Source organism: Jeotgalibaca arthritidis, assembly GCF_011100465.1.
Lineage (GTDB): Bacteria > Bacillota > Bacilli > Lactobacillales > Aerococcaceae > Jeotgalibaca > Jeotgalibaca arthritidis.
Map to the genome: position 1 here is coordinate 1488378 of NZ_CP049740.1, position 24193 is coordinate 1512570.

At 36.5% G+C, this 24193-nt stretch carries 21 protein-coding genes and 1 other annotated feature; of the genes, 17 read left to right on the top strand and 4 right to left on the bottom strand.

Annotation, left to right across the window (positions count from 1 at the left end; all coding sequences use genetic code 11):
- The first annotated feature begins 32 nt into the window (after positions 1–32).
- The gene (locus tag G7057_RS07585; protein WP_166162496.1) at positions 33–4556 is read left to right on the top strand and encodes a protein NO VEIN domain-containing protein; all 4524 of its coding nucleotides are present in this window, start codon (positions 33–35) and stop codon (positions 4554–4556) included.
- Positions 4557–4840: 284 nt separating this feature from the next.
- On the opposite strand, the gene G7057_RS07590 is transcribed toward G7057_RS07585, so the two are convergent.
- Both G7057_RS07590 and G7057_RS07595 read right to left on the bottom strand, forming a co-directional pair.
- Positions 4841–5701: an IS3 family transposase gene (locus G7057_RS07590; RefSeq protein WP_166164159.1), complete on the bottom strand. Its 861-nt coding sequence runs from the start codon at positions 5699–5701 to the stop codon at positions 4841–4843.
- Positions 5632–6387, bottom strand: a complete 756-nt coding sequence (locus G7057_RS07595; protein WP_166162498.1) for a helix-turn-helix domain-containing protein — start codon at positions 6385–6387, stop codon at positions 5632–5634. Before G7057_RS07595 ends, G7057_RS07590 begins: the two co-directional genes overlap by 70 nt.
- Positions 6388–6887: 500 nt before the next feature.
- On the opposite strand from G7057_RS07595, the gene G7057_RS07600 reads away from it, so the two are divergent.
- From G7057_RS07600 to G7057_RS07630, 7 genes are all read left to right on the top strand, one after another.
- The gene (locus G7057_RS07600; RefSeq protein ID WP_166162500.1) at positions 6888–7094 is read left to right on the top strand and encodes a TetR/AcrR family transcriptional regulator; all 207 of its coding nucleotides are present in this window, start codon (positions 6888–6890) and stop codon (positions 7092–7094) included.
- A 107-nt stretch (positions 7095–7201) separates the two neighbouring features.
- Positions 7202–7507, top strand: coding sequence for a hypothetical protein (locus G7057_RS07605; protein WP_166162502.1), 306 nt, complete (start codon positions 7202–7204; stop codon positions 7505–7507).
- Complete coding sequence (locus G7057_RS07610; RefSeq protein WP_166162504.1) at positions 7504–8772, top strand: glycosyltransferase; 1269 nt, start codon at positions 7504–7506, stop codon at positions 8770–8772. The genes G7057_RS07605 and G7057_RS07610 overlap by 4 nt, the downstream gene beginning before the upstream one ends.
- Positions 8773–9012: 240 nt before the next feature.
- Entirely contained in the window at positions 9013–9525 is a 513-nt protein-coding gene (locus G7057_RS07615; protein WP_166162506.1) for a GNAT family N-acetyltransferase, read from the top strand.
- A gap of 460 nt (positions 9526–9985) precedes the next feature.
- Positions 9986–10429, top strand: coding sequence for a DUF1801 domain-containing protein (locus tag G7057_RS07620; protein WP_166162508.1), 444 nt, complete (start codon positions 9986–9988; stop codon positions 10427–10429).
- Positions 10430–11022: 593 nt separating this feature from the next.
- Positions 11023–12429, top strand: a complete 1407-nt coding sequence (rlmD, locus tag G7057_RS07625; protein ID WP_166162510.1) for a 23S rRNA (uracil(1939)-C(5))-methyltransferase RlmD — start codon at positions 11023–11025, stop codon at positions 12427–12429.
- Positions 12430–12468: 39 nt separating this feature from the next.
- On the top strand, positions 12469–14169 hold the full coding sequence (locus G7057_RS07630) for a Na/Pi cotransporter family protein (protein ID WP_166162512.1): 1701 nt from the start codon (positions 12469–12471) through the stop codon (positions 14167–14169).
- Between the two features lie 463 nt (positions 14170–14632).
- On the opposite strand, the gene G7057_RS07635 is transcribed toward G7057_RS07630, so the two are convergent.
- Together G7057_RS07635 and G7057_RS07640 are read right to left on the bottom strand one after the other, a co-directional pair.
- Positions 14633–15190 carry a DUF2812 domain-containing protein gene (locus tag G7057_RS07635; RefSeq protein WP_076767203.1) on the bottom strand — a complete coding sequence of 186 codons (558 nt, stop codon included), beginning with the start codon at positions 15188–15190 and terminating at the stop codon, positions 14633–14635.
- A complete protein-coding gene (locus tag G7057_RS07640; protein WP_076767201.1) occupies positions 15165–15506 on the bottom strand; it encodes a PadR family transcriptional regulator in 342 nt (113 codons plus the stop codon). The genes G7057_RS07635 and G7057_RS07640 overlap by 26 nt, the downstream gene beginning before the upstream one ends.
- A 311-nt stretch (positions 15507–15817) precedes the next feature.
- Here G7057_RS07640 and G7057_RS07645 point away from each other — a divergent pair, with 311 nt between their 5' ends.
- From G7057_RS07645 to G7057_RS07685, 9 genes are all read left to right on the top strand, one after another.
- Entirely contained in the window at positions 15818–16798 is a 981-nt protein-coding gene (locus tag G7057_RS07645; RefSeq protein WP_076767199.1) for a tRNA dihydrouridine synthase, read from the top strand.
- 296 nt (positions 16799–17094) lie between these two features.
- A complete protein-coding gene (locus G7057_RS07650; RefSeq protein ID WP_166162514.1) occupies positions 17095–17880 on the top strand; it encodes an aspartate dehydrogenase domain-containing protein in 786 nt (261 codons plus the stop codon).
- 75 nt (positions 17881–17955) lie between these two features.
- Positions 17956–18783 carry an exodeoxyribonuclease III gene (locus tag G7057_RS07655; RefSeq protein WP_166162516.1) on the top strand — a complete coding sequence of 276 codons (828 nt, stop codon included), beginning with the start codon at positions 17956–17958 and terminating at the stop codon, positions 18781–18783.
- 60 nt (positions 18784–18843) lie between these two features.
- The gene (locus G7057_RS07660; protein WP_076767193.1) at positions 18844–19035 is read left to right on the top strand and encodes a YwbE family protein; all 192 of its coding nucleotides are present in this window, start codon (positions 18844–18846) and stop codon (positions 19033–19035) included.
- 48 nt (positions 19036–19083) lie between these two features.
- Positions 19084–19321, top strand: a binding site (T-box leader).
- A gap of 82 nt (positions 19322–19403) precedes the next feature.
- Positions 19404–19874: an S-ribosylhomocysteine lyase gene (locus G7057_RS07665; protein WP_076767192.1), complete on the top strand. Its 471-nt coding sequence runs from the start codon at positions 19404–19406 to the stop codon at positions 19872–19874.
- A 186-nt stretch (positions 19875–20060) separates the two neighbouring features.
- The gene (locus G7057_RS07670; RefSeq protein WP_166162518.1) at positions 20061–20864 is read left to right on the top strand and encodes a methyl-accepting chemotaxis protein; all 804 of its coding nucleotides are present in this window, start codon (positions 20061–20063) and stop codon (positions 20862–20864) included.
- A gap of 67 nt (positions 20865–20931) precedes the next feature.
- Complete coding sequence (locus G7057_RS07675) at positions 20932–21555, top strand: GyrI-like domain-containing protein (RefSeq protein WP_166162520.1); 624 nt, start codon at positions 20932–20934, stop codon at positions 21553–21555.
- Positions 21556–21827: 272 nt separating this feature from the next.
- Complete coding sequence (locus tag G7057_RS07680; protein ID WP_166162522.1) at positions 21828–23369, top strand: ATP-binding cassette domain-containing protein; 1542 nt, start codon at positions 21828–21830, stop codon at positions 23367–23369.
- 99 nt (positions 23370–23468) lie between these two features.
- Positions 23469–24176 carry a ferredoxin--NADP reductase gene (locus G7057_RS07685; RefSeq protein ID WP_166162524.1) on the top strand — a complete coding sequence of 236 codons (708 nt, stop codon included), beginning with the start codon at positions 23469–23471 and terminating at the stop codon, positions 24174–24176.
- Positions 24177–24193: the final 17 nt, after the last annotated feature.

Sequence of the window (24193 nt, forward strand, 5' to 3'; positions counted from 1 at the left end):
TTATGTAAAAAATATGCTGGGGGCGAAGTTCTGTGAGCAAATGGAATACGATTGATGAATTAAGGGATATTTTTATTCGTAAATATACGGATTCTGAGTTGAGTAATGAACTTGAAAAGGCCTGCAGCGAAGAATATGAATTGATGCGTGATTATAATGGGCGTCAGATTTTAGAGTTATTACAGAATGTAGACGATGCCTATGGAGATATAAAATCAGAAAATGATGCTAGCAATGACGAAGTGAAAGTTCAGATAACATATAAAAATAATATCTTGGAAGTTGGGAATACAGGCACTTCATTTTCAAAAGATACAATTGAAAGATTGTGCTTAGGAAGAGCGAGTAATAAATCATCACAAAATATCGGAAATAAGGGGACTGGTTTTCGTTCCTTGCTAAACGATGCTGAGTGGGTCGAACTGTATTCGGGAGAATTTGCTATTCGATTTAGTGAAGAATTCACAAAAAAGCTTTTTGAGCAGTATGTATCAAGAGATTCTGACAAATTCAGTGAATTAATTTTTGAGCAGAAGAAAAATTGGAAAAAAGAAGATTATGATTTATGTTTTCCAATAATGAACTGTCCTCAACCAATAAACAAAATTGATTCTGGTTTTGATACATTAATTCGAGTAAAACTAAAAGAAACTAATTTAAGTAAAGGCACGAGTGTTTCTAAACAACTTCAGCAGCCATTTTATAAGTCACTGTTATTTTTACCAAATATAACAAAAATTGTTATTGAAACAACTGATGATGAAAAAATATCAGAGAAAATTGTGGATGGAAATGATGTATTGATAGAAAAAAGTGATGTTACTGGTCAATCGCCGTCTGAAGAATATTTTGTTTTTTACAAAGAATCTAGGATAGGAGATAAAGTTGCTAAAATTGCACTAGCCGTTTCTAAAGATTCTGATTACGATTACTCCAAAGAAAAACTATATTGCTACTTTCCAGTACGTAATTTTGGTACACCAATTCATGCACTTATAAATGCACCGTTTATAACAAATAATTCACGTGATGACGTCCCGGATGATAGTGAACAAATAAATAAGAAAATATTTATTGAGGTGCTCAAATTTATTTCTGAAGTAGCAGAAAAATTATCTAAGCCTGAATATGAAGACATAGCATTAAAAATGGTAACTCCTTTTAAAGAGAATAAACTATGGGACTTAGATGTATTTGACTTAATGAACGAATTCTTGGGTATTTTATCTAATGCCCAAATACTACCGACTGTCAATTGGCAATATATTTCTATCAAAGATAATCCAAAACTTTTCCTTCAAGAATTCCCTGAGGAGCTAATAGGTGAGACATTTTCCACCTTGTTGCAATTATTAGAAACAAACGAAAATGACCAACTAGTACAAGAACTTGCTAACTATAATGAATACACTGGCCTGTCGTTTGATGTAGATGAACTATCTGATAAAATCAACATTCTTTCATCTTCTTGGGAAAATAGAATAAGGACAAAAGTGTTCTTATGGTGGAGTGAGCAATATAAAAGTTCTCCGATTGTCCCTAAGCTATTAAAGGACAATAGTGACAATTGGTTGATGAAATCAGATAAGGTATTCTTACCGACCGATACAGGTGTTACTGTGCTTCCAAAAGAGCTGTCTTCTTGGGTTAGTTTAAGCATTTTGAAACAAACATATTTTGATGAGTTAATTTATCAGATTAAGACTTCATCAAGTTGGCAAAATAAATGGGAAGAAACAGCTAATGCATACAAAGCTGAACGTACAGGAGATAAACGTATTCTAGATGCATTCAGTGAAAAATATCTTGCAATTGAATTCACTGAGCAAAGCAGTTCAGATTTGATCATTGGAACGATTAATCGACAAATTGACACTGTTGAAAAATCTATCAGTTTCATTAATTGGTTTTATGATAACTACAATGAAAAACTATCAGCTGGAAGTGAGCTGTCTAAAGTTCCATTTAATCTTCCAAACGTTGCTGGTGACGTTCAACCTTCCAATAAAATGTATATTGGAAAAGAGTATGGCAATGAATTAGGAGATAAGCTTTTTCAAGATACAGATTACACGGCATTGAAAAAAATAGATTGCTCTAGTTTTGCTGAGGAGAGAGATTTTCTGTCATTTATTCTTCGATGTGGTGTTTCCAAATATCCTAAGATTTATGATAACGATTCTTTAAAAAATGATGTTGGATTTAAAAAGTTTATTTATAACAAATATAAGAATGAAATAAAATTTACGAATATTAATTATTTAACTTCTAAGTACATCAGTAATTTTGAAGAATTAATAGACAAATTAGATACGAAAGACATTGTCAATTGGCTCAATCAAGACGAAGAATTGACAGATTTATTATTTTCGGTAAAAAAAGAATCAAGTGCAAGTCAGCAATCGAACTGGAGTGGATTGTACTTTAATTCAAATGAGTATGTGAAATACATTTTGAATAAAACTGCATGGATTAAGATTGATGGAGAAAAATATAGCCCGAGACAAATTGTGCTATATGAAAAGCTCCAGGCACACGTTCCGGGATTGTATGGAGTTTCTGAACAAAGCTTAATGGAACTCTTGGGGCAACGCATTGTTGAACAGTTGGATTTCAGAAAAAATATGGCGATGTTTTCGGATGATGAAATAAGAGCTATATTAGTTGAGTTACCAAAATTCGATAAAGGCGAAATAAGTCGCAGATTATATAATGAACTTATAAGAAATAAAAAAGGAATGAATCCTACTTATTCTACCGAAGGATTATCAGTCTTAGCCAAAGATGGCTTCTTTTATCCAAACAAAGAATTAAGGTATGCTGATAAGCGACTGCCTAAATCAATAGAAAAACAAATGCGTTTTATTTACGTGCCTGAAAAAGCTAGTACAACTACGATATATGAATGGCTTGGGGTTGAACGCTTCAAAACAAATTTAAAATTGGAAACATTTGAGTTATTGGAAGATTATTCTGAGGATTTCAAAAAAGAGATTGATGATATCAAAACTGCGGTATTATCTACGATAGATGACAATAGTAAGAATGTTAGTTCATTAAAACGTATTCAGATTATTCCATGCAGCAAAATATCTGCTAAAGATGTTGAGCAAGATGGTCAGTCAATCGTTTTTGAAGATTATTATTTTGTGGAAAGTAAAGGAAAATTCTACTTAAAATTACCTGCTAATTCTATTGAAATTAATCAATTACGTTTGATTGATACGTTTTCTTCAACAATCGTAGACATATTCAAGCAGGTGTTAAATCTAAGCTTAGATTTGAATTTGATTGAATTGTTAATTTCCCGAGATACGGAACATAAACAAAGAAAAATAACTGAAGAATTCGGTGTAGATAAGTGGAATGAATCGTTTGAGCTATTGTTTAGCGAAAATGCGTTAAATAAAAAAGTTAATGACTTTTTGTTATCAAATGGACTAAATGAAGAGGAATATCCTACCATTTTTGAAATTGACTATTCATATGCATTAAAAGAAGAAGAGTATCAATTGTTGGCGATAGCTCTAGAAAGCATTTCAAAAGATATTGAGGATTTGAATGGATTGTCAGAATTGATTCATTTGGATATTCGTGAATTTTGGAAACTGAAATTAAGATCTTATCTAGATAAGAAAGCGGAACATTACCGCCAGATTTTATATAGCAATGCAAATAAAAGCGATGATGAAATACTCAAAGAAACATTCCTAGAAAAAACTGATAGATACAAAGATTATCAATTTGAGATTTCTGAAATTCCAAATTCAGTTCAAGTCGACATTGAGAAAGAAAGTAAGAAGAGATTTCCAGAGCTAAGTGTGTCAATTACTGATGAAATTGACATTGATGGCCTGTATGATACTAATGTCGAAGAGTTAGTCACGGTTGCAGCTATTACAATAGATGATTTTGATTATTATATTAGAGGTCATCAAAAAGTTTCTTCCTTACTGTATTTTGGTATTCCGTCCCGTTTAAGAGAAGATATACTGAAATTCGTTACTAAAGAAAATGATGTTGATTTGAACGGAGAAAAATCTGGCATCTCTATTGAAGGAACATCAACTGTTCAAACCATTCTTGAACCATCGAATAGTGTTAGTAGGAAAGGTAAGAACACACGAAATGGAGAAAGAAGTAAACGAGATTATGATAATAGAAACTCCGCAAATGATGATGCTGGTGAAACAGCAGAACAAATTGCTTACGCTGAATTGACTCAGAATCAAAAACTTAATGTAATTTGGAATTCGAAATATTCTAGTAAATCTTCAGATCGTAATAAGCAGCCACCAAACGGAATTGTTTGTGATATGTGGGTTCATGACCCAGAGAATGGGAATATGTACTTTGAGGTAAAATCATCAATTACAGAATTTGAAATGTCGATTAATGAATATAATTCTATGTTAGATAACCCTGACTCTTACGAGGTCGTTTTAGTCAATCGTGATACCAAAGAGATAAGTCGTCATAAATTTGATGAACTTGATGGATTGAAACAGGCAAGTAGCTATCTTTTCAAATTTAAGCAAAAGAGAAGTGACGGTTGAGTGATTTGTTTCCACAAACCTATTCAATCTATCAACTCAAAAATCATAAACAACCATTATTATAGTAGGAAGATACAGAGTGTACTCTCAACGCACGTGGAAACAGTAGTCGCACTAACGCGCGTAGAAAAATAAAAATTTTACCATCCCAAAGCGATTTGGGATGGTTTTTTGGTTCTATAATATATGGTGTTGGTGAATCGAATGAACTGCCCCCTGTCAAGTAGACAGGTAAATAAACAAAATCTTTGTGCCATGTATGATACTTTTCATGCATGGTTTTTTTATGCCGGAATGCTTAAGTCCATTTTTAATGTCACCCGTTGGGTATTATAAAAACCAATATATTGTTCAATATCACGCTCTAATTCTTCAAAGCTCATATAAGTCTTCAGCCGATACATTTCTTCTTTGATAATGCCCCAAAAGTTCTCCATTGGACCGTTGTCAATGCATTTTCCCACACGAGACATACTGTGGGTGAGTTGATGTTTCTTCACAAAATCATTAAAGCCGTATGACGTGTATTGATATCCTCGATCGCTATGAATAAGTGTTTGGGTTGGTACAATATCATCTACTATTTGCTGGAATGTATCACGAACTAAGGCGTTGTTATTGTGTTTAGATAGTTTTAAGGCCACGATTTTATTTTCGCCATAATCCAATATAGCACTAAGATAAGCTTTGCTGTTTTCTCCATACTTAAATTCTGTCACATCGGTTAATAAGACTTCCATCGATTGATATTCCTTCTCAAATTCTCTATTGAGGATGTTTTCAGCGATATGTAACGGGTTGTGGCGCTTGTAGGCGTAGCGCTTCCGACGGATAACGGCTTTCAAGTTCAGTAAATTCATCAAACGACAGACACACTTATGGTTTACTTTAGCGTTCAAGAAATGATTTAAGTAAATCGTGATTCGACGATAACCATAAATACCTTTATGCTCTTTATAGACTTGAAGGATTAATTCAACAAGCTTTCTCAGCCGTTTTTCCGCCACAGTCGGCTTGCGTTTCAGCCACTTATAATAACCAGCTCTGCTCACACCTAAAGCATGACAGAGATGGATTAATTTGAATCCTTCTTTTTGTAATTTCTTAATTGTTTGGTATTCTGCTTCATACCTCGTTTGCGTAATATCAACTCTCTTTCCACTTCTTCTAACTTTTTTAACGCCGTGTTCTCCGTTTCTAGATACTCATTTCGTGCTCTCAAGGCCGCATTTTCAGCCCTGATTCTGTCTTCTTCCGTTTGAACAGAGTTTGGTTTCCCTCGACCTCGTCCATCCACTAGTCCGTCAGGACCATGCTTCTTATATTTTTTAACCCATGAATACACGTTATTGTAGGATACCTGATACTTTTCAGCAGTTTCTTTATAAGACAAATTATTGGCTAGGCAGTCTTGGACTATTTTGATTTTTTCTTCGTGCGTGGATTTTTTACCTATCATCGTATACACCTCGGATTTTGGAGAATAACTCATAATTTCTTCCCCTTTAGTATACTTATTTATCCAGCTCCGAATAGTATTAACTTTTGGTATATTATATTTAACAGCTAGCTGACCTATAGGTAATCTATCTTCTAAATATTCTTTCACGACTAAGTCCTTAAATTCTTTACTATATTTATTAGACTTAGATTTGACTTGAATCCCATTAATACCATGTTCTTGATATCTTAAGACTTTATCCCTAAAGGACGTCCAATTAACTAATAAGCCATAGTCTTCTTTTAATTCTTTGAAACTGAATCCTTCCTTAAGATACATCAAAATATATCTTTCGATTTCTTCAGTTGCATGTCTACTATTTGAACGCATAAAAAATCCCCCTAAAGTAGATTTACTTTTTTAAGTGTCTACTTTAGGGGGAGCATATCACATTTCGATTCACTAACACCATATATTATAGAACCGAAAATATTTAAGTGCGTTTATGTCTCTCAGACTAAGAGTTTGAGAGAATTTTTGTGTAGGTGGTCTAACTATTACGCCGAACTAAGGATATTTTAGTTAAGGCATAGGTTTTCCATAATTATTTATGTAGATAAAAAAACACCCCCTTATATAACTGATTTGGCAAGAGCATAAGGGGGTGACAAAAACTTACTCCGTGGGGTCAAAACCTTTATCAAAAGGGTGAAGTTTAGTGCTAAAGGCAGATTAGATATCTTATTAAACACAATAGACCATAATGAACAAACAATAAAAACTATTTTTACTTAGAGCATATAGTTTTAAAGAATTAGGGCCTTGAAAAGAATAGTCAACGAACTATACTTATATGCATAGATTAACCGATTTGGTCAATAGGAGGAAGTATGAATAAAAGATTTTATCAGTTAGAATCACAAAAGCAGATGGATATAATTAATGCAGGCATTAAATATTTTGCAAGATTTGAATATAAAAAAGCATCTACAGAAGATATAGCGAAAAGCGCTGGGATATCTAAGAGCGTATTATTTCATTACTTCAAGAATAAGGAAACATATTTGCGTTTTTATATAATTATGCAGAGGAACTAATAACCAGTAAAGTCTTTAGAATTGACTTATCTAATAAAACTGATTTTTTTGAAGAATTAGAAATAGTAATAGAAAACAAATGTATTTTCTTTGCTGAGAATCCATATTTGATAGATTTTTTAGCTAAAGTCCGTAATTCTGACCAACAATTCGTTCAGAACATAATAAATTTGGATACAGTTAATTTGGCAGAAGACACAATTAAAAAGTATTTTAGCAATATAGAACTTAAAAAATTTAAAGAAGATATAAAACCAGAACAAATAATAGAAATGTTGATACTATTACTGGATGGCTACTTATCCAATAGATTAAAGTTAAATGAAAAAGTTGAATTGGATGATATTATGGGGAAATATAAGAGATGGGCGAAAGTATTAAAACAGTCTGTATATAAGGAGGAATTTTTATGAGAATAGCAATATTTACACTTGGTTCAAGAGGGGATGTGCAACCTTATGTTGCCCTAGCAAAAGCCGCAATATCAAAAGGGCATAGTGCAGTAATATGTACCGGGAAAAGTTTTCAACATTTTATTGAAGGAAATGGTGTTGCGTTTGAAGCGGCTACAAGTGATTTGATGGCTATGCTTGAGACTGAAGAAGGGAAAATGGTATTTAATGATGCTTTGAAACACCCCATAAAGACTAAGCGCTATTTAAAAGATGTAGTGAATCCAGCATTTAGAAAAACATTAGATGACTTTTATAAAAGTGCACAAGGAGCAGATATAATTATTTATCATCCGAAAGCTTTTGGAGCGCCTGATATAGCAAAGTTTTTAGGCATTCCTTGTATCAGTATGCCGCCCGTTCCAATAACCTATCCAATTGAAGAGTTTCCGAATCTAGCAATATCACCTACCAGAAACTTGGGTAAAGTCATTAATAAATTAACATATAAAGTAATGGATAAGGCAGAAAGTGCTAGTATTAAGGAAGTAAATGATTTTAGAGAGAAAACATTAAACTTACCTAAGCGAAAAAGTGGTGAGTACACATTTAACATTGATGGTAGAGAGATACCTATCATCTATCCTATTAGTTCGTATTTATTTAAAGATGTGAAAAGTTGGGCAGATAAAGTGTATTTACCAGGATTTTTCTATCTTGATACGGAAATTGAAGTACTTGAGGAAGAAATACTTAAGTTTATTAATTTGGGAAAAGAACCCATTGTAATCTCCTTTAGCAGCATGCCCCTGAAGTCACCAGATCTATTCAAGGAGAAATTAGTTAAGGCACTAAAAGAAACCGATAATCGTGCAATTATTATAGCGGGTAATAGTGGAATTACTTTTGAAAAGGAAGAAGAGATTTTAACAATAAAAGCGGCTCCGCATACGTTGTTATTTCCTTTAGCTAAAGGAATAATACATCATGGTGGAGTTGGAACGATGGCAGCTGCATTAAAAAGTGGCAATCCACAAATAATTATACCTTTTGCAGTGGATCAGCCTTTTTGGGCAAATAGACTATATAAGTTAGGATATGCTTTAAAACCCATAAAAGAAATTGAAGTTACAACTGAAGAACTAATTAGCAGATTTAAAGAATTAGAAAAAGCTGAAGTAAAGCAAAAGGCTCAGGATATAAAAAGTGCTCTATCTAAAGAAAATGGGACAGAGAATGCTATGAAATATATTGAGAATTATTGTGATAGATATTACAATAAGTAAGATTAATATTTTTTACAATATGAATTTGATTATTTATAACGTGAAAATAAAAGGTACTTAACGATGTAAGTGTAATCAAAAGGGGTAAAAAATTCTAAATTCACCCCCTAGAGAATTAGTTTTGTTAAATTGTATAAGACTAATGTGATACCGCATGTGGAGACGGTAGTTCTTTTGTCAAGAAAATAGGAAATGAGCCTACGCCTACATACAATATATTCGTAAGAAAGGATAAATTCATTGGAAATAAAACTTGCTGATAAAAACAATTTCGGTCGCAATTCTCTTAATGATTTTAGGCGATATCAAGAAGTGAAGAATGTATACCGTCTAAAAGATGGTCAGCTGAGATTGGTTTACAATCCCTTTACTGAAGACTGGGATGATGAACGCCGCATTGAAAAAGCAGAGGAGATTCTCAGCGGGCAATATGTGACCTACTGTGCTTTTGAAGGAAATCGAGTAGTTGGCGAGATTATGCTACTTCCACGACTGAACAAAGACCGCCTGATTATCGACAGTTTTCATGTCTCTTCAGATTATCGCCGTCGAGGAATAGGACGCGCCTTGCTTGATGCTGCCAGGCAAGAAGCCTTAAAACGGGGGGCGCATGCTTTATATGCTTCCTGCTGCAGTGCGGAAGAAACAATTCGTTTTTACACCGCAATAGGCTTCCGCCGGAGTGCTGATCCCATTGCTTCCTGCATAGAGGACGAGCCCTATGACTTGCAGATGGAATGCAAAATTATCTGACAGTTTTTCAGATTTATTTGGTCGATATGTTCCCGCACACATAGAGGGTGGATTTGTTCCCCTGTACTGTTGTTATTCACGGCATTGTCCGTTCCACGTGGAAACCGTAGTCGCACTAGCACGCGTAGAAAAATAAAAATTTTACCATCCCAAAAAGATTTGGGATGGTTTTGTGTCTCTATGCGGAAAAACGTTCTTTGCAAGCAGATTTTCATTTGCAAAAGCGGAATTTGAGCTAAAAACCTCTCTTGCAAACAGAATTCCATTTTCAAAAACGGAAATACACATCAAAACCTCCTTTGAAAGTAAAAAATAGCTTTCAAAAGAGGGTTTTGCTAGTTTGAACGGAAGTTGAAACCGAAAAGGACTTTCAAATTCTACGATACCAACAATCCTATTCATTGTTGTTAACCTTGTGCTGCTTTACAATAGACTTAACACAGACAGAGGAGGAATTAACATGGCAGAGTTAAAAACTAAGGAAAATGATGGAGATGTTCATGAATTTATCACCACCTTCGCGAACACCCAACAAAAGCGTGAGGATAGTTTTGAACTAGTGAAATTTATGCAAAAAGTGACTGGCTATCCACCTAAGTTGTGGGGTGAGTCGATGATTGGATTTGGAACGTACCATTATAAGTCTGACCGCAGCAAACAAGAAGGCGATTGGCCATTAGTGGCATTTTCCCCTCGCAAAGCCGCCATCTCCTTATATGTCTTTACAGGAAATCCAGAGCACGAGTATTTATTAGAAAATCTGGGTAAATTTAAAATGGGAAAAGCATGCATCTACGCTAAGCGACTCTCCGATATAAACACTGATGCACTAGAAAAATTAATACTTGCTACGATTGCATTCTTAGAAGATAAGTATGGGAAGTCAACTAACCCAATGAATTAGTCACACCACCTTTAAGGAGTGAAACAAAATGAAAAAAGGAGCCGTTATGTCATTATTGCTGCTATTATTTTTCTGATTGTTGGTGCGCTACTATTAATTTATGCTAACTGTCGCTTCACACCTTTAGCAACACGATGGTTTTATACATCATGGATCATCACATACTTGCAAAAGCTCTAGTCAATCAAGTCTTTCCCCATCCAACCATGGCAGAGAACTTAAATGATTTTATTTCAATAGATTATGAGCTGTTAAACCCTATCCTAGAAAAAATAGAATGGGGTTTTTGCTTGATCTGGAGTTTAAAAAAGACCCATCCATTCTCTGAAAAACCTAACACCTGTGCAATCCTAAGAAAAAAAGCATAATAATTTTGCCACATCTCTAATGGCTAAATTAACCACTAAAAGCTATCATGACTAGCCAAATAAGCAATCTTGTCCAAGCGAATGTGATTTTTTTCATTCTCTCATGTAAATATTATAGTGATTTGTATTCTTTTTTAGTATAATAAACAAGATTGAGAAATTTACATGAATGACTGTGTGTCAGTTCAAAGATTTAGTCGTACAACAAACCTTTGAGGTGAATAAATGGAAAAGAAGCGTTATCCAGCAGAAGTACTTGATATTACAATTCAGAAACTTAATTCAGATGGTTACGGTTATGCCCGTCATATCCACCCACCTGACAGAGGGTCCAATGGAAAAAGTTTACATATTCATGTGACCAATGTTGTGGTAGGAGATGTCGTTCGTGTAACAATTGACAACGCAAAAGGTCGTGGTAAAGCAGTCGTTGAGTACGATGAATTATTGAAGCCAGGTCCGTCTCGGAATTTAGCAGTTCCAACGGATAAGTTTGTTCCAGGCGGTACGCCGTTACAGTATATGCATTATAAGGATCAACTTACTTATAAAATGGATATGGTAAAAGACTACTTAGCTGAAAAAAAATTCGATACAAGTCTTGTTAAACCGATTATCGGTATGGATGAACCAAACCGCTATCGAAACAAGATGGAGTTTACCTTTGGCTCAAATGGTGAGCTCGGACTCTTTCAACAAGGTAATTTCCGCCGAGTGATTGACTTGGAGGATTCTATTTTGGCGCCTAAAATGATGATTGAGGTAAAGCAAATCGTTAGTGAGTGGCAACATCATCACCAATTACCTGGTTATGACAAAATCGAACAAGAGGGTCTATTGCGTAATTTATTGCTGCGCTATTCCTTTGCGCTAGACGAGTTAATGGTTGTTATTTATGCAACGAAAAAGCCAGCTGAACTTCAACCAGCAGTGGATGACTTGGTTGATCGCTTAACGAATCAGTTCTCCAATCTAGTCAGCCTACAATGGATTGAACATGCCTCAGCTACAGAACGTGTCCAAGCCGATGCCACTTATGTGTTACATGGCCGAGACTATATGAATGACGAATTAAATGGTTTCCGATACCGCATTTGGCCGGATACCTTTTTCCAAGCCAATCCCGTTCAAGCTGAAAAACTAGTTGAACTGGCACTAGAAATGGCCGACGTTAACAAAGATATGCGCGTCCTAGATTTATTCTGTGGGGTGGGGACATTTAGTCTTCCGCTTGCCGAAAGAAGTAAAGAACTCGCAGGTATTGAAATTGTGGAAAATTCAATTTTATCTGCACGACGAAATGCGACCGACAATGGATTGGACAACACCTATTTTGTGGTAAGTGATGCCCGCCAAGGATTGATCGACTTAAAAGAAACATGGGGATTCCCAGATTTACTCGTATTAGATCCACCCAGAAGTGGGGCTGGTGGAAAAGTGATGCGAAGTATTGCTCGCTTTGGGACGGACAAGGTTGTTTATATTTCTTGTAGTCCAAAGAGTTTAGCCGATGATTTAACATGGTTAAGAGATTTTGGTTATGAGTTGATCACGGTTCAGCCGGTTGATCAATTCCCGCATACGACACATGTGGAGTGCGTAGTGCTTTTAGAAAAACGAAACGAAGTGTAAAAAAATAGGAAATCAAGAAGGGAAATTGGGAGAAATACAATGGAAATTTTAATGGATGTACTGCTTATGCTAGGCGGCGTTGCCGTATTTATGTTTGGTATGAAGCAAATGAGTAATGGTTTAGAACAGAGCGCAGGATCCGGAATTAGAAATATTTTCAAGAAAATTAACAAAAACAGAACAGTGAACTACGGTATCGGTATTGGTGCCACCGCACTTGTTCAATCGTCTTCCGCAACATCAATTATGACAGTTGGTTTAGCCCATGCAGGTATTGTATCTGTGAAGCAGGGTGCTGGCTTTATCTTAGGATCAAAAGTTGGAACAACGTTGTCAGCCTTTATCTTTGCTCTTTCAGGTGTTAGCAAGGGTGGCTTTAGTATCAGTTCTGTATTTGCGGCTTTCGCTTTCGTGGGAGTTTTGATTATTTTCTCAACTGAAAATGAAAAGCTAAATAAAATTGCGCCATTTCTAATCGGATTTGGTATGTTATTTATCGGTATGGAAGTAATGGAATCAGCTATCGGCGGTACTGATTCAATATTGAGTATTGAACTGTCTAAAGTCTTTAAATTTGAAATTATGCAACAACCGATTTTACTTGTTATTTTAGGTATTCTCTTTACAGCGATTATCCAATCGTCTTCAGCAGCAACAGGTATCTTTATTGCCTTTTTAGCAACTGGCGTTATTCAAAACATTGACCAATCATTCTTCCTTGTTATGGGAGCGAACATTGGAACATGTAGTGATGGGATTATGGCATCACTAACAACAAATGCTAAAGGAAAACGCATTGCCTTATTCCACGTACTAACAAGTTTGATTGGGGCAATTTCATTTACTATTATTTTAATAATTTTTAGAGCACCAATTGTTTCCGTTTTTGAAAGAATGTTCCCAGCTCAACCTCAATTTAGCTTGGCAACATTCAACTTGATTTACAATACGATTTACACACTTGCTTTACTTTATTTCTTAGATCCACTCGTTAACTTGGTTAATAAAATGATCAAAGATAAAAAAGAAGACAGTCAAGAGTTGAAGTATATCGACGAACGTTTCTTGAAAACACCAACAGTTGCAATCGAGCAAGCTTTAATGGAATTGTTTGATATGGCTGTTTTATCAAAAGAAAACTTGAACCGTGCCTTTTCAGCATTAATCAACGGTGATACGAGCGAAAAGAAAAAAATTAATGAAGTAGAAGACCGCATTGACTTCTTAACAAATCAACTTGCAGACTACTTTATTAAAATTTCATCTGCAACACAATCTGCTGATGATGAAGCTTTAATCGGTAGTTTACACCACGTTGCCAATGACGTTGAACGTATTGGTGACTATGCGATGTTACTATTTAAAGATACTAACGATTTGAAAAAACGTGAGCTATCCTTCTCAGAACAGACGAAAGAGGAATTACAAGAGATTTACAGAAATATCTCTGATATGTTCGATTTAGGCTTCGACACCTTGAAAACGCGTGAAGTTGAAAACTTCCAAGATGTAGCAGAGCTTCAGAAGAAAATTATTAAAATGATTTCTGCAACACGTAAAGAGCACGTTGCACGTCTGAACTCAGGCGTTTGTTCAGTCGAAGTATCGAAAAACATATACTCTGTTTTATTCTCGCTACAACGTGTATCTGAACATTTCTTGAATATTGTTTACTCTGTTCGTTCAACAACAGGTGACGAAACAGAAGCCTTGCTTGCTTACGAAAAAGAATTTAAATAATCCTTTAAAACCTTGCAATTGTCTACCGGACAGTTGCAAGGTTTTTTTATAGACTAGGGGATTATAAGTTCAGCCATCAATGTCTAGCTCCCAAGTCCTGACCTAGTGAAAAAAAGATAAATTTGCCCCATTGCGCGCTTCGCTGCTCATTCAGGGTCAAATTTCCTATTTTTTCATAGGCCAAGGCGGACTTGTCCGCTTTTCTTATTAAAATAATATAAAAGATCGTATAATAAAGACAAATAATAGATGAGGTGTTCCATTTGAATACAAGAGAAAAAGCGGCACCGTTCATGCACCATCTAGAGATTGATCAGTCTTATCCGACAACGGATAATTATGTATTACACAAAAAGAAGACTTGAAACGATTTAAATTAAAAAGGTCAACTAATACGGCCAGTTTGCGGAAATGGTTTATCATAAATGAAATTAGCGCCAGCGAGAAGGCTGGCGCTACTTTATTATTGCTCGGTATATCGTTTACTTAAACGGTATAAACCGAACCCACAGTAGATAATGATAATGACATAGAGCAGATAGAGGGCTAATAGGAATAGGGATAAAACGTTAATTACACCACTTCCCCCAAAATGAACACGCTGAAACAACAGATTGGTGTTAGGCACGATAATGACTGTAAATATAACCAATATTGGTAACATCCGACTATAAAAAATAGCTTTGACCATATCTAGCCGCGATTGGTTGTCTGAAAATAATTCTGTGTTGCTATCGCTTAATGGTTTTTTGAAGTATGAAAAAGTCGCAAACTCAGTCACATACTCCCAACCGCTATCTGTGAAAAGTTGGATGTAACTGTCAAAATCTTCTTTTTTAGCATCTCTTAAATACAGTCTGTAAGCGTAAGGCTCTGCATCAGCTTTCTCAAAGGTATAAATTCCCGGAAACTGGACAGCTTTAAGCTGGTAGCCTTTTTTGCTCATTTGTGAGAGATAGGCTTCCTCTTTTTCATAATCAGCAATAGTAAAAAATTTAAAAGACTTCAATAGGTTTGGCATGAGTAACAACTCCTTTACTATTTTGGTAGAGCCGCTCAATACGGCTAATTTCTTTTTGTAAGAAAGTTTTTCCGAGTTCGGTAATATGGTAAATTTTTCGTTTCTCTTCTTCTCGAATAAAGCGAATTAGTCCGTCTTTTTCCATTTTTGATAAGCTACCGTACATGGTGCCGGGGCTAATTGTCATATCGCCTCCAGTCAGTGTTTCTATTTTACTGCCAATACTGTAGCCGTGCATTTCTTCTTGTAGGCAGTACAAAATATAGAAACTGGATTCAGTCATTGGTATATAAATGCGTTTCAGTCGTTGATCCATTAAGGTCACCTCATTTTTTGTATCGAGTCTAGATGTATCGAGCTACGATGTATAAATAGTATATCGCACTTCGATACATCTGTCTACTTTTTTACGCTGAGTCAAGTCATTGCAAACCTGCTTTCTTTTTAAAAGTGGATGAGAGTCTGCTAAAAATAGCACTTATTTCTGTTCTAACAGACAAGATTGTGCTAATATAAGTCATTGAAGAAATGTTGCAGACGATACGTTCGATATGTTTTGGGAAAAGCAGATCTTAGACCTGCTTTTTCATTTTGACTAGATAAGAGTAAGGATGAAGGGAATTGACTATGAAAGAGAATTTTTGGCAAGAGCTACCACGTCCATTTTTTATTTTAGCACCAATGGAAGATGTGACTGATGTGGTTTTCCGTCATGTGGTTGCTAAAGCGGCAGCTCCTGATGTTTATTTTACAGAATTTACAAATAGTGAAAGTTACTGCCACCCAGATGGCATTGAAAGTGTGCGAGGTCGTTTGACGTTTACAGAAGACGAACAGCCGATTGTGGCACACATTTGGGGAGACAAACCAGAATACTTTAAACAAATGAGTATCGGTATGGCTGAAATGGGCTTTAAAGGTGTCGACTTGAACATGGGATGCCCGGCACCGAATGTGTTTAAACATGGCCGTGGCGCTGGTCTAATCCGTCGTGCTGAAGTAGCAGCTGAACTGATTCAAGCAGCTAAGGCTGGTGGATTACCCGTTAGTGTGAAAACACGTCTAGGGCATGCTCAAGTTGACGAATGGAAAACATGGTTGCGTCATGTGTTGGAACAAGATATTGCCAACCTATCCATCCATCTTCGTACAAAAGTAGAGATGAGCCAAGTTGACGCTCACTGGGAATTGATTCCAGAAATTAAGAAAATGCGTGACGAGATTGCGCCACAGACGCTGTTAACCATTAATGGTGATATTCCTAACTACCAAGTAGGGCTTGAACTAGTTGAAAAATACGGTGTTGATGGCGTCATGATTGGCCGCGGTATTTTCCAAAATCCATTTGCTTTTGAAAAAGAAGCAAAAGACCATAGTCCAAAAGAACTGATTGATTTGATGCGATTCCACTTAGAGTTGTTTGATGAACATTCGGCAGCTAATCCGCGTTTGTTTAAACCATTGCGTCGCTTCTTTAAAATTTACTTGCGTGAATTTAGAGGTGCTAATGATTTGAGAATCCAATTGATGGATACTCAAACAACTGATGAAGCACGCGCATTGCTAGATGCCTTCGAAGCAAAATATTTAACGAAAGAAACAGTATAGTAAGGTGAAGCTGGGATGAAATCCCAGCTTCTTTTTATCGTAATGTACGATACAGCTTATAAAAAAGTGCTGTATCTTACATTGAGCAGTCAAAATGTAAGATACAAGTCGCTAGAGCTATGCTGTATCTTACATTTCCACCTTCTAGTGTGAGATACAGCCGATTTTGACAGCCTGTATCTCACACTAGAAGCAACCACTACTTCTAACCATCTATTGAGGTCTGTCACGGAATCTGATAAACTGAATGTTGTCTTTCAATATGTTAATAAAAAGCAATGATGGAGGAAACAGAGATGGAAAAGTATCGATTAGCACTGATTGGACCGGGTCATTTAAATGGGATTGTAGCTCAGGCCTATCAAGATGGCTTGTTGCCAGAATTTGAATTAGTTGGCGTTTTAGGACGAAGCGACGAACGCACGCGCACCTTTGCAGAACATTTTAATTGCCAAGCTTGTGCAACAATTGAGGAATTAATGGCTTTAAAACCTGACTTTACATCAGAGGCGGCGTCTCCTCAAGCAGTTCGAGATTACAGTGAACACGTTTTAAGAAGTGGATCAAACTTAGTTGTGGTGACAGCAGGTGCTTTTGCGGATGCAGACCTTTATCAAAGTGTTCAACAAACAGCTAGAGAAACAGGTAAGCGCGTCTATATTGCTAGTGGTGCTGTCGGTGGTTTTGATGTTTTAAGGACCGCTGCTTTGATGAGTCCTATTAAGGCAACGATGACGTCTAAAAAATCAATCCGTTCTTTATTTTATTCACCATTATTTAAGTCACACTATCCCTTTATTACAGAACCAGAGCGTGCCTTTACCGGTTCAACGACCGAAGCGATTCAACAATTGCCGTTCCACTATAATGTTGCTGTTGCGACGGCACTAGCCAGCGCTGGTCCAGACCAAACAACCTTAAACATCGATGTCGTCCCTGATTTTGTCGGTGATGATTATAAAATTGAAATCGAAGGCGATGAAATCAAGACTGAATTGAATATTTATTCGCGCACACCACGTATTGCTGGTTGGAGTATTGTGGCTGCCTTACAAAATGCGGTGGCACCGATCGTCTTTTAAGCCGAACTTCTAGCTTGCAGGCTTAAAATAAAGTAGTATATAAGTATCACATTTAAACATAGATTGGAGAAACACATGAAGTTTATTTCTTGGAATATTGATTCATTAAATGCTGGTTTAACTAGCGATTCAGCACGTGCTTTATTAACACGCGAAACGTTCAAGCACATCATTGCCTTAGACGCAGATGTGGTTGCCATACAAGAAACAAAATTATCAGCGGCAGGTTTAACGAAAAAACATACAGAAGTACTAGCCGACTTAGCACCAGCCTACGAATCAGTTTGGCGTAGTTCGGTTGAGCCAGCTCGTAAGGGTTATGCAGGAACTTTATTTTTATATAAAAAAGAATTAAACCCAATTATCACTTTCCCAGAAATTGGGGCACCTACAACCATGGATTGTGAAGGCCGTATGATTACGCTTGAATTAGACGATTTATTCGTTACACAAGTTTATACACCAAATGCAGGAAATGAATTGGCTCGTTTAGCAGATCGTCAAATTTGGGATGAAAAATATGCTGATTACCTAGCACAATTAGACCAAACAAAACCAGTAGTGGCGATGGGCGATTTTAACGTTGCCCACAAGGAAATCGACTTGGCTCATCCAGACCGTAACCACTTTTCAGCTGGTTTTACCGATGAAGAGCGTCAAGGGTTTACTAACTTACTTGCTCGTGGCTTCACCGATTCTTTCCGTCACTTACACGGAAACATCGAAGGTGCTTATACGTGGTGGGCGCAGCGCGTCAAAACGAGTAAAATCAATAACTCAGGCTGGAGAATTGATTACAGCCTTGTGAGTGATCGTATTGCTGACAAAGTATTGCGTTCAGAAGTTATTGATTCTGGCACCCGTCAAGACCATGCACCACTATTGATTGAATTAGATTTATAAGAGAAGCGAGAATGGCTGGGCAACTGTTGCCCAGCTGTCTTTTTGAAAGGAAGAGATAACATGGATGGAAAAAAACGAGCAGATATTACAATTGGCGCTCACGTTAGCGTCGTTCAAAAACAAGACCAACGTACCGGCAAACTGACAGAAGGTGTGGTTGCTAAATTATTGACCAAATCACCTAACCACCCGCACGGCATTAAAGTGATGCTGGAAAATGGAATTGTCGGCAGAGTGCAAAAGGTTCACTAAAAGCTATTGACGACATTAGAAAACAATGATAAAGTTTCACTAATCATAGTTGATACAGTGAAGAGAAGAGTAACTGCACGCATCACATAGAGAGAGCCCGGCTGGTGGAAAAGGGCAGTGATAAAAGCAGTGAAGATGAACTCGGAGTATATAAGTGGTTTACGCTACTTATACGGCAGCAACCGTTATCTTGTCAGATTTCAGCTTTTTTGAGCGGAATCAATGAGGCAGTTGATTTTAAGCAACTGTGAATAAGGGTGGTAACACGGAAGTATCCGTCCCTTTGTTTATCAATAGTTGATAGGCAAAGGGATGGGTATTTTTTTACTATCTAAACCAAATCTACAACAAAAAAGGAGCGATTTAACATGGAAAAAATTGCAAGTTTTACAGTCGATCATTTAAACCTAAAGCCAGGCCTTTATTTATCTCGTGAGGATAAAGTAGGTGGACAAACGATTAAGTCATACGACTTACGTTTTACAGCACCAAACTTTGAACCGGTTATGAATACAGCAGAGATTCATACGATCGAGCATATTGGAGCAACCTTCTTAAGAAATCATCCAACTTTTAAAGATGATGTGATTTACTTTGGACCAATGGGCTGCCGTACTGGCTTTTATTTAATTTTAACAGAAGCTGTTCAACCAGCTGATGTCCTACAATTACTGAAAGAAACATTCCAATTTGCGGCGAGCTTTGAGGGAGAAATTCCAGGAGCAGCTGCTCGCGATTGTGGTAACTACTTGGATCAAAACTTGCCAATGGCACGCTACTATAGCGAACGCTATGCGAAAGTATTGGATGGCATTACCGATTTATCATTTGAATATTAAAATGAAGGCATTAGGAAGGTAAAAAACTTCTTGATGCCTTTTATTATGGCGTGAACTGTCGACTGGCGTAAATTTTGAGGCTCACTCGACATTTCTCCTTTCTTACTTAAACAATATTGTAACTATACCGATATAAACTATATCGTCATGTCGCTAAGGTTTTTAGGGAGAAGTGGAGAGAGGGAAATGACTAAGAAACGTGTATTGCCAAAGTTAAGTTTTAATTTATTGATGCTGATTATACCAGCTATATTAATTGCAATAACTGCAATGAGTGTGACAACATTTAATTATTCAAGAAATCTCATCTTACATTCTGTAGATGAAAGAATGACCTTACAATTGAGTTCTACAAGCTCAAATGAAATTGCTATAGCGATTGAGAATATTGCTGGCGGCGCAACCTCGCAAGCTATTGATACGCAACATGCGACAGAGAGTGTTGAATATATTAGTGGGATTGTAGAAGATAATTTTATGATTTTAACAGAATTAGTTGATTCAACCGATGTTATGGAAGCAACTAAAGATGAAGGATTCCAAGTCCTAAAAGAATTAATTGATTTGATAGAACTAACGACATTTATTAACGGTCAGGTCAATGAAGCCATTGAACATACTTATGAAGCTGCCCGCGCAGGAGAAGCCGGCAAGGGATTTGCGGTTGTTGCCCAACAAATTAAAAAATTAGCAGAACAATCAAAAGGCTTTAACGAAGTGATTAAACAAGTTATTAAGGAATTGAAAGACACGTCAACAAACAGTGTCGAAGTGATGACTGAAACCAAAAATATGTTGACCCAACAAGGCGAAATTGTAGAAAATACTAGGTCTAAGTTTGAGAATATTGCGACAGCAATCGAAAAAAATAAACAGGTAGTAGGGAAACTGCAAGAGTCTTCGAATGAAATCAAAGTAAAAAATGAAGATTTAGTTGGCGTAGTCCAAAATTTATCTGCCATCGCAGAAGAAAACGCGACAGCAGATTAAACTGCCAATTTAGTCTGATTTAAGGTAAAATAATAAGTAACTAAAGCTCGAAAAGAGGCGGATTAGCATGAAGCACGAATGGCGTAAGCATGAAAAAGGCATTTATATGCCAAAGCGTAAACCGGAATTAATTGATGTGCCAACTCAGCATTTTTTTACGATTACGGGTAGCGGCAATCCCAATAGTAGCGATTTTTCTGAGCGAATTGAAGTGCTGTATGCCTTATCGTATGCTATTCGGATGATGAACAAAACCATGTATGTGCCAGACGATTACTTTGAATACACTGTTTATCCTTTGGAAGGTGTTTGGGATTTATCATTAGAGGGTCGTCAAAAAGACCAATGGGAAAAAGATGACTTACGTTATAAGATCATGATTAGACAGCCAGAATTTGTAACAGCTGAAACCATCCAATATGCTATGGAAACAGTCAAAGCTAAAAATAAAGTTCAGCATATTGATGAGGTAAAGTTTGAGTCTTTAACGGATGGCTTGTGTTTGCAGATGCTACACATTGGACCATATGAGACGGAACAGGAAACCTTTGACCTAATGGATGCCTACGCAGCAGAACAAGGCTATGAACGTTTATCACTGAGACATAAAGAAATTTACTTATCTGATTTTAGAAGGACAAAGGCTGAGAATTTAAAAACAGTCCTTCGTTATCAAGTACGGCCTCTTTAGAAGTTGGAAGTGCTTGCATGATAAATGTTGTCTTGTTATAATCAAGGCAAATAAAGGGAAGGTTGTGTGTAAATGTACACTATCTAATAAATCGGTAATTGAAGAAGAAAAACTGCTTACCGAGCAGCTTTCTTTGTCACGGTTTTTTAGATAGCAAACCATTTTCAAGCAGCCTAGGAATAAAGGTCTTATTCCGCCTACTTAAAAGTGATTGTATAAAACCGTCCACAGAAAGCTGTGGACGGTTTTATTGTTTTAAGGAGGTTTTATTTATGTTACACGTTAATCACCTAACCCTACACCATTTAAAGGATTTAAAAGATCTTGTTCGTGATCTGTCGTTTGTCGTTAATCCAGGCGATAAGTTAGCCATTATTGGCGAGGAAGGAAATGGCAAATCAACCCTATTAAAATGGTTGATGGATGACTCAAAAATTAATGATTATATCAAAGCTGAAGGTCAAAAAATTAACCACTTTAGTAGATTGGCTTACTTACCTCAAAGTTTGCCAGAGCCACTATTTAATCTAACTTTAGAAGACTACTATTTTAATCAAGACGATGTTTTAGAAATGGATTTTAGCTTGCTCTACCAACTGGCTAGTCAGCTAGGCTTTGACGCCGATCGCCTGACGTCAAAACAAAAGCTAGCCGAGTTATCAGGCGGTGAAAAAATAAAAGTTCAGCTACTGAAACAGCTAGCACTGAATCCCGATTTACTCTTATTAGACGAACCATCAAATGACTTAGACTTGGAGACATTAGCTTGGTTGGAAAATTTTATTAAGCAAACACCACTGACAGTCATTTATATTTCTCACGATGAAGCCTTTCTTCAAGCCACTGCTACTAAAGTCATTCATCTTGAACAATTGCGCCATAAAACGGTAGCCGTTGCGACTGTTTCACACTTGTCCTATCAAGATTATATGACCGAAAAACAAAATAAATTTCAAAAACAAAGTGATTTAGCCCTCAAACAACGTGAAGAGCACGAGAAGAAGATGGCTAAGTATCGTCAAATTGAAAGCCGCGTTCACCATGAACAAGAAACCATCAGCCGTCAAAACCCAGCAGGTGCACGCTTGCTGAAGAAGAAAATGCATAGCGTAAAGGCCATGGGAAGGCGATTTGAACGAGAATCCGATCAGTTTGAAGATATTCCGATTACAGAAGATGCTATTCTACTTAAGTTTTCTCATACTCAGCCACTCGCTGATGGGAAAATCATTTTACGACTTGAAGATGAGATGGTCCAAACACCGGATGGTCATACACTCATCCAGTCTGTTCAGTTTTTACTAAGAGGAAAGCAAAAAGTAGGAATTGTAGGAAAAAATGGTATTGGTAAAAGTAGCTTATTAAAACTCATGTGGGGAAAATTAAAAGACCGTCCTGACATAGCTGCAGCTTATATGCCACAAGCCTATCAAGATGAGTTTGACCTGTCTCAGACGCCGATTGCTTTTTTAACAGAAAGTGGTGATAGTGAGGAAAGAACACAAATCATGACTTATTTGGCTAGTATGCGGTTTACAAGGGAAGAGATGACCCATCCGATAGCAGAGTTATCTGGTGGTCAGCAAGCCAAGCTCTTTTTACTAAAAATAGATCTCTTAGGTAAAAATGTCCTGCTTTTAGACGAACCGACGCGTAACTTTTCACCATTGTCTCAGCCAGAACTACGTCAAGTTTGTCGTGATTTTCAAGGGGCAATCATCACTATTTCTCATGATCGTTTGTTTCTAAGAGAAGTCTGTGATGTCGTTTATGAACTAAAAGAAGACGGATTAAGCTTGATAGACGTGGAATAATCAGTCCTCCCTCTTCCATTTTTTAAAATGTTTGATATAATTATTTTTAATCGTATTTTAATTTTATCTCATTTTCCATTGCTGAAAGGGGAGATTGACATGATCAAACACAGACTAAAAATAGTCGATATTATAGATGAATCACAAGGAACAAAAACATATATTCTGGAAAAACCAGAGGATTTTAATTGGGAAGCAGGTGCCATGACACACGTTGGATTAGTCGGCTTTGATGAAGGCGATAGTCCAAATAAAGGGTGGGTAAGGCATATGTCGATTTGCAGTTTACCGAGTGAGAACCATATCGCTTTTACGACTAGAACCAAGTGTTCGTCGGAATTTAAAGAGCGTTTAGCTGAATTAACTGTTGGTGATGAACTGATTTTATTTAAAACAGTCTCTCATTTATCATTGAAAGAAAGTCATAAGCCAGTGGTATTGTTAACAATGGGAGTAGGGATTGCAGCGGTTAGACCGCTAATCATTTCCTTAATGAAAGAACGATCAGATATTCCAACTATTCAAAATATTACCATTGATTCAAGTGGTGAATTTATTTTTAAAGAGGAACTCGATCAATTTTGCAATGGCTGTTTATCGAATCATTGGTTCGAGTGCAGAAAAGACTTTTACGGTATGGTCAATCAAACTTGCCAGCAAAAAGATGCCGTTTACTATGTGATTGGTAGTGACGAATTTATCATCAATATGATTCTAACACTGAGACAGAATGGGATTGAAGACAGCTCTATTGTCATTGATAAACGCCAACAAATGCTACCGAAGTATTTCCAGACAGCTGTTTAAAAATGTGTAAATGATTA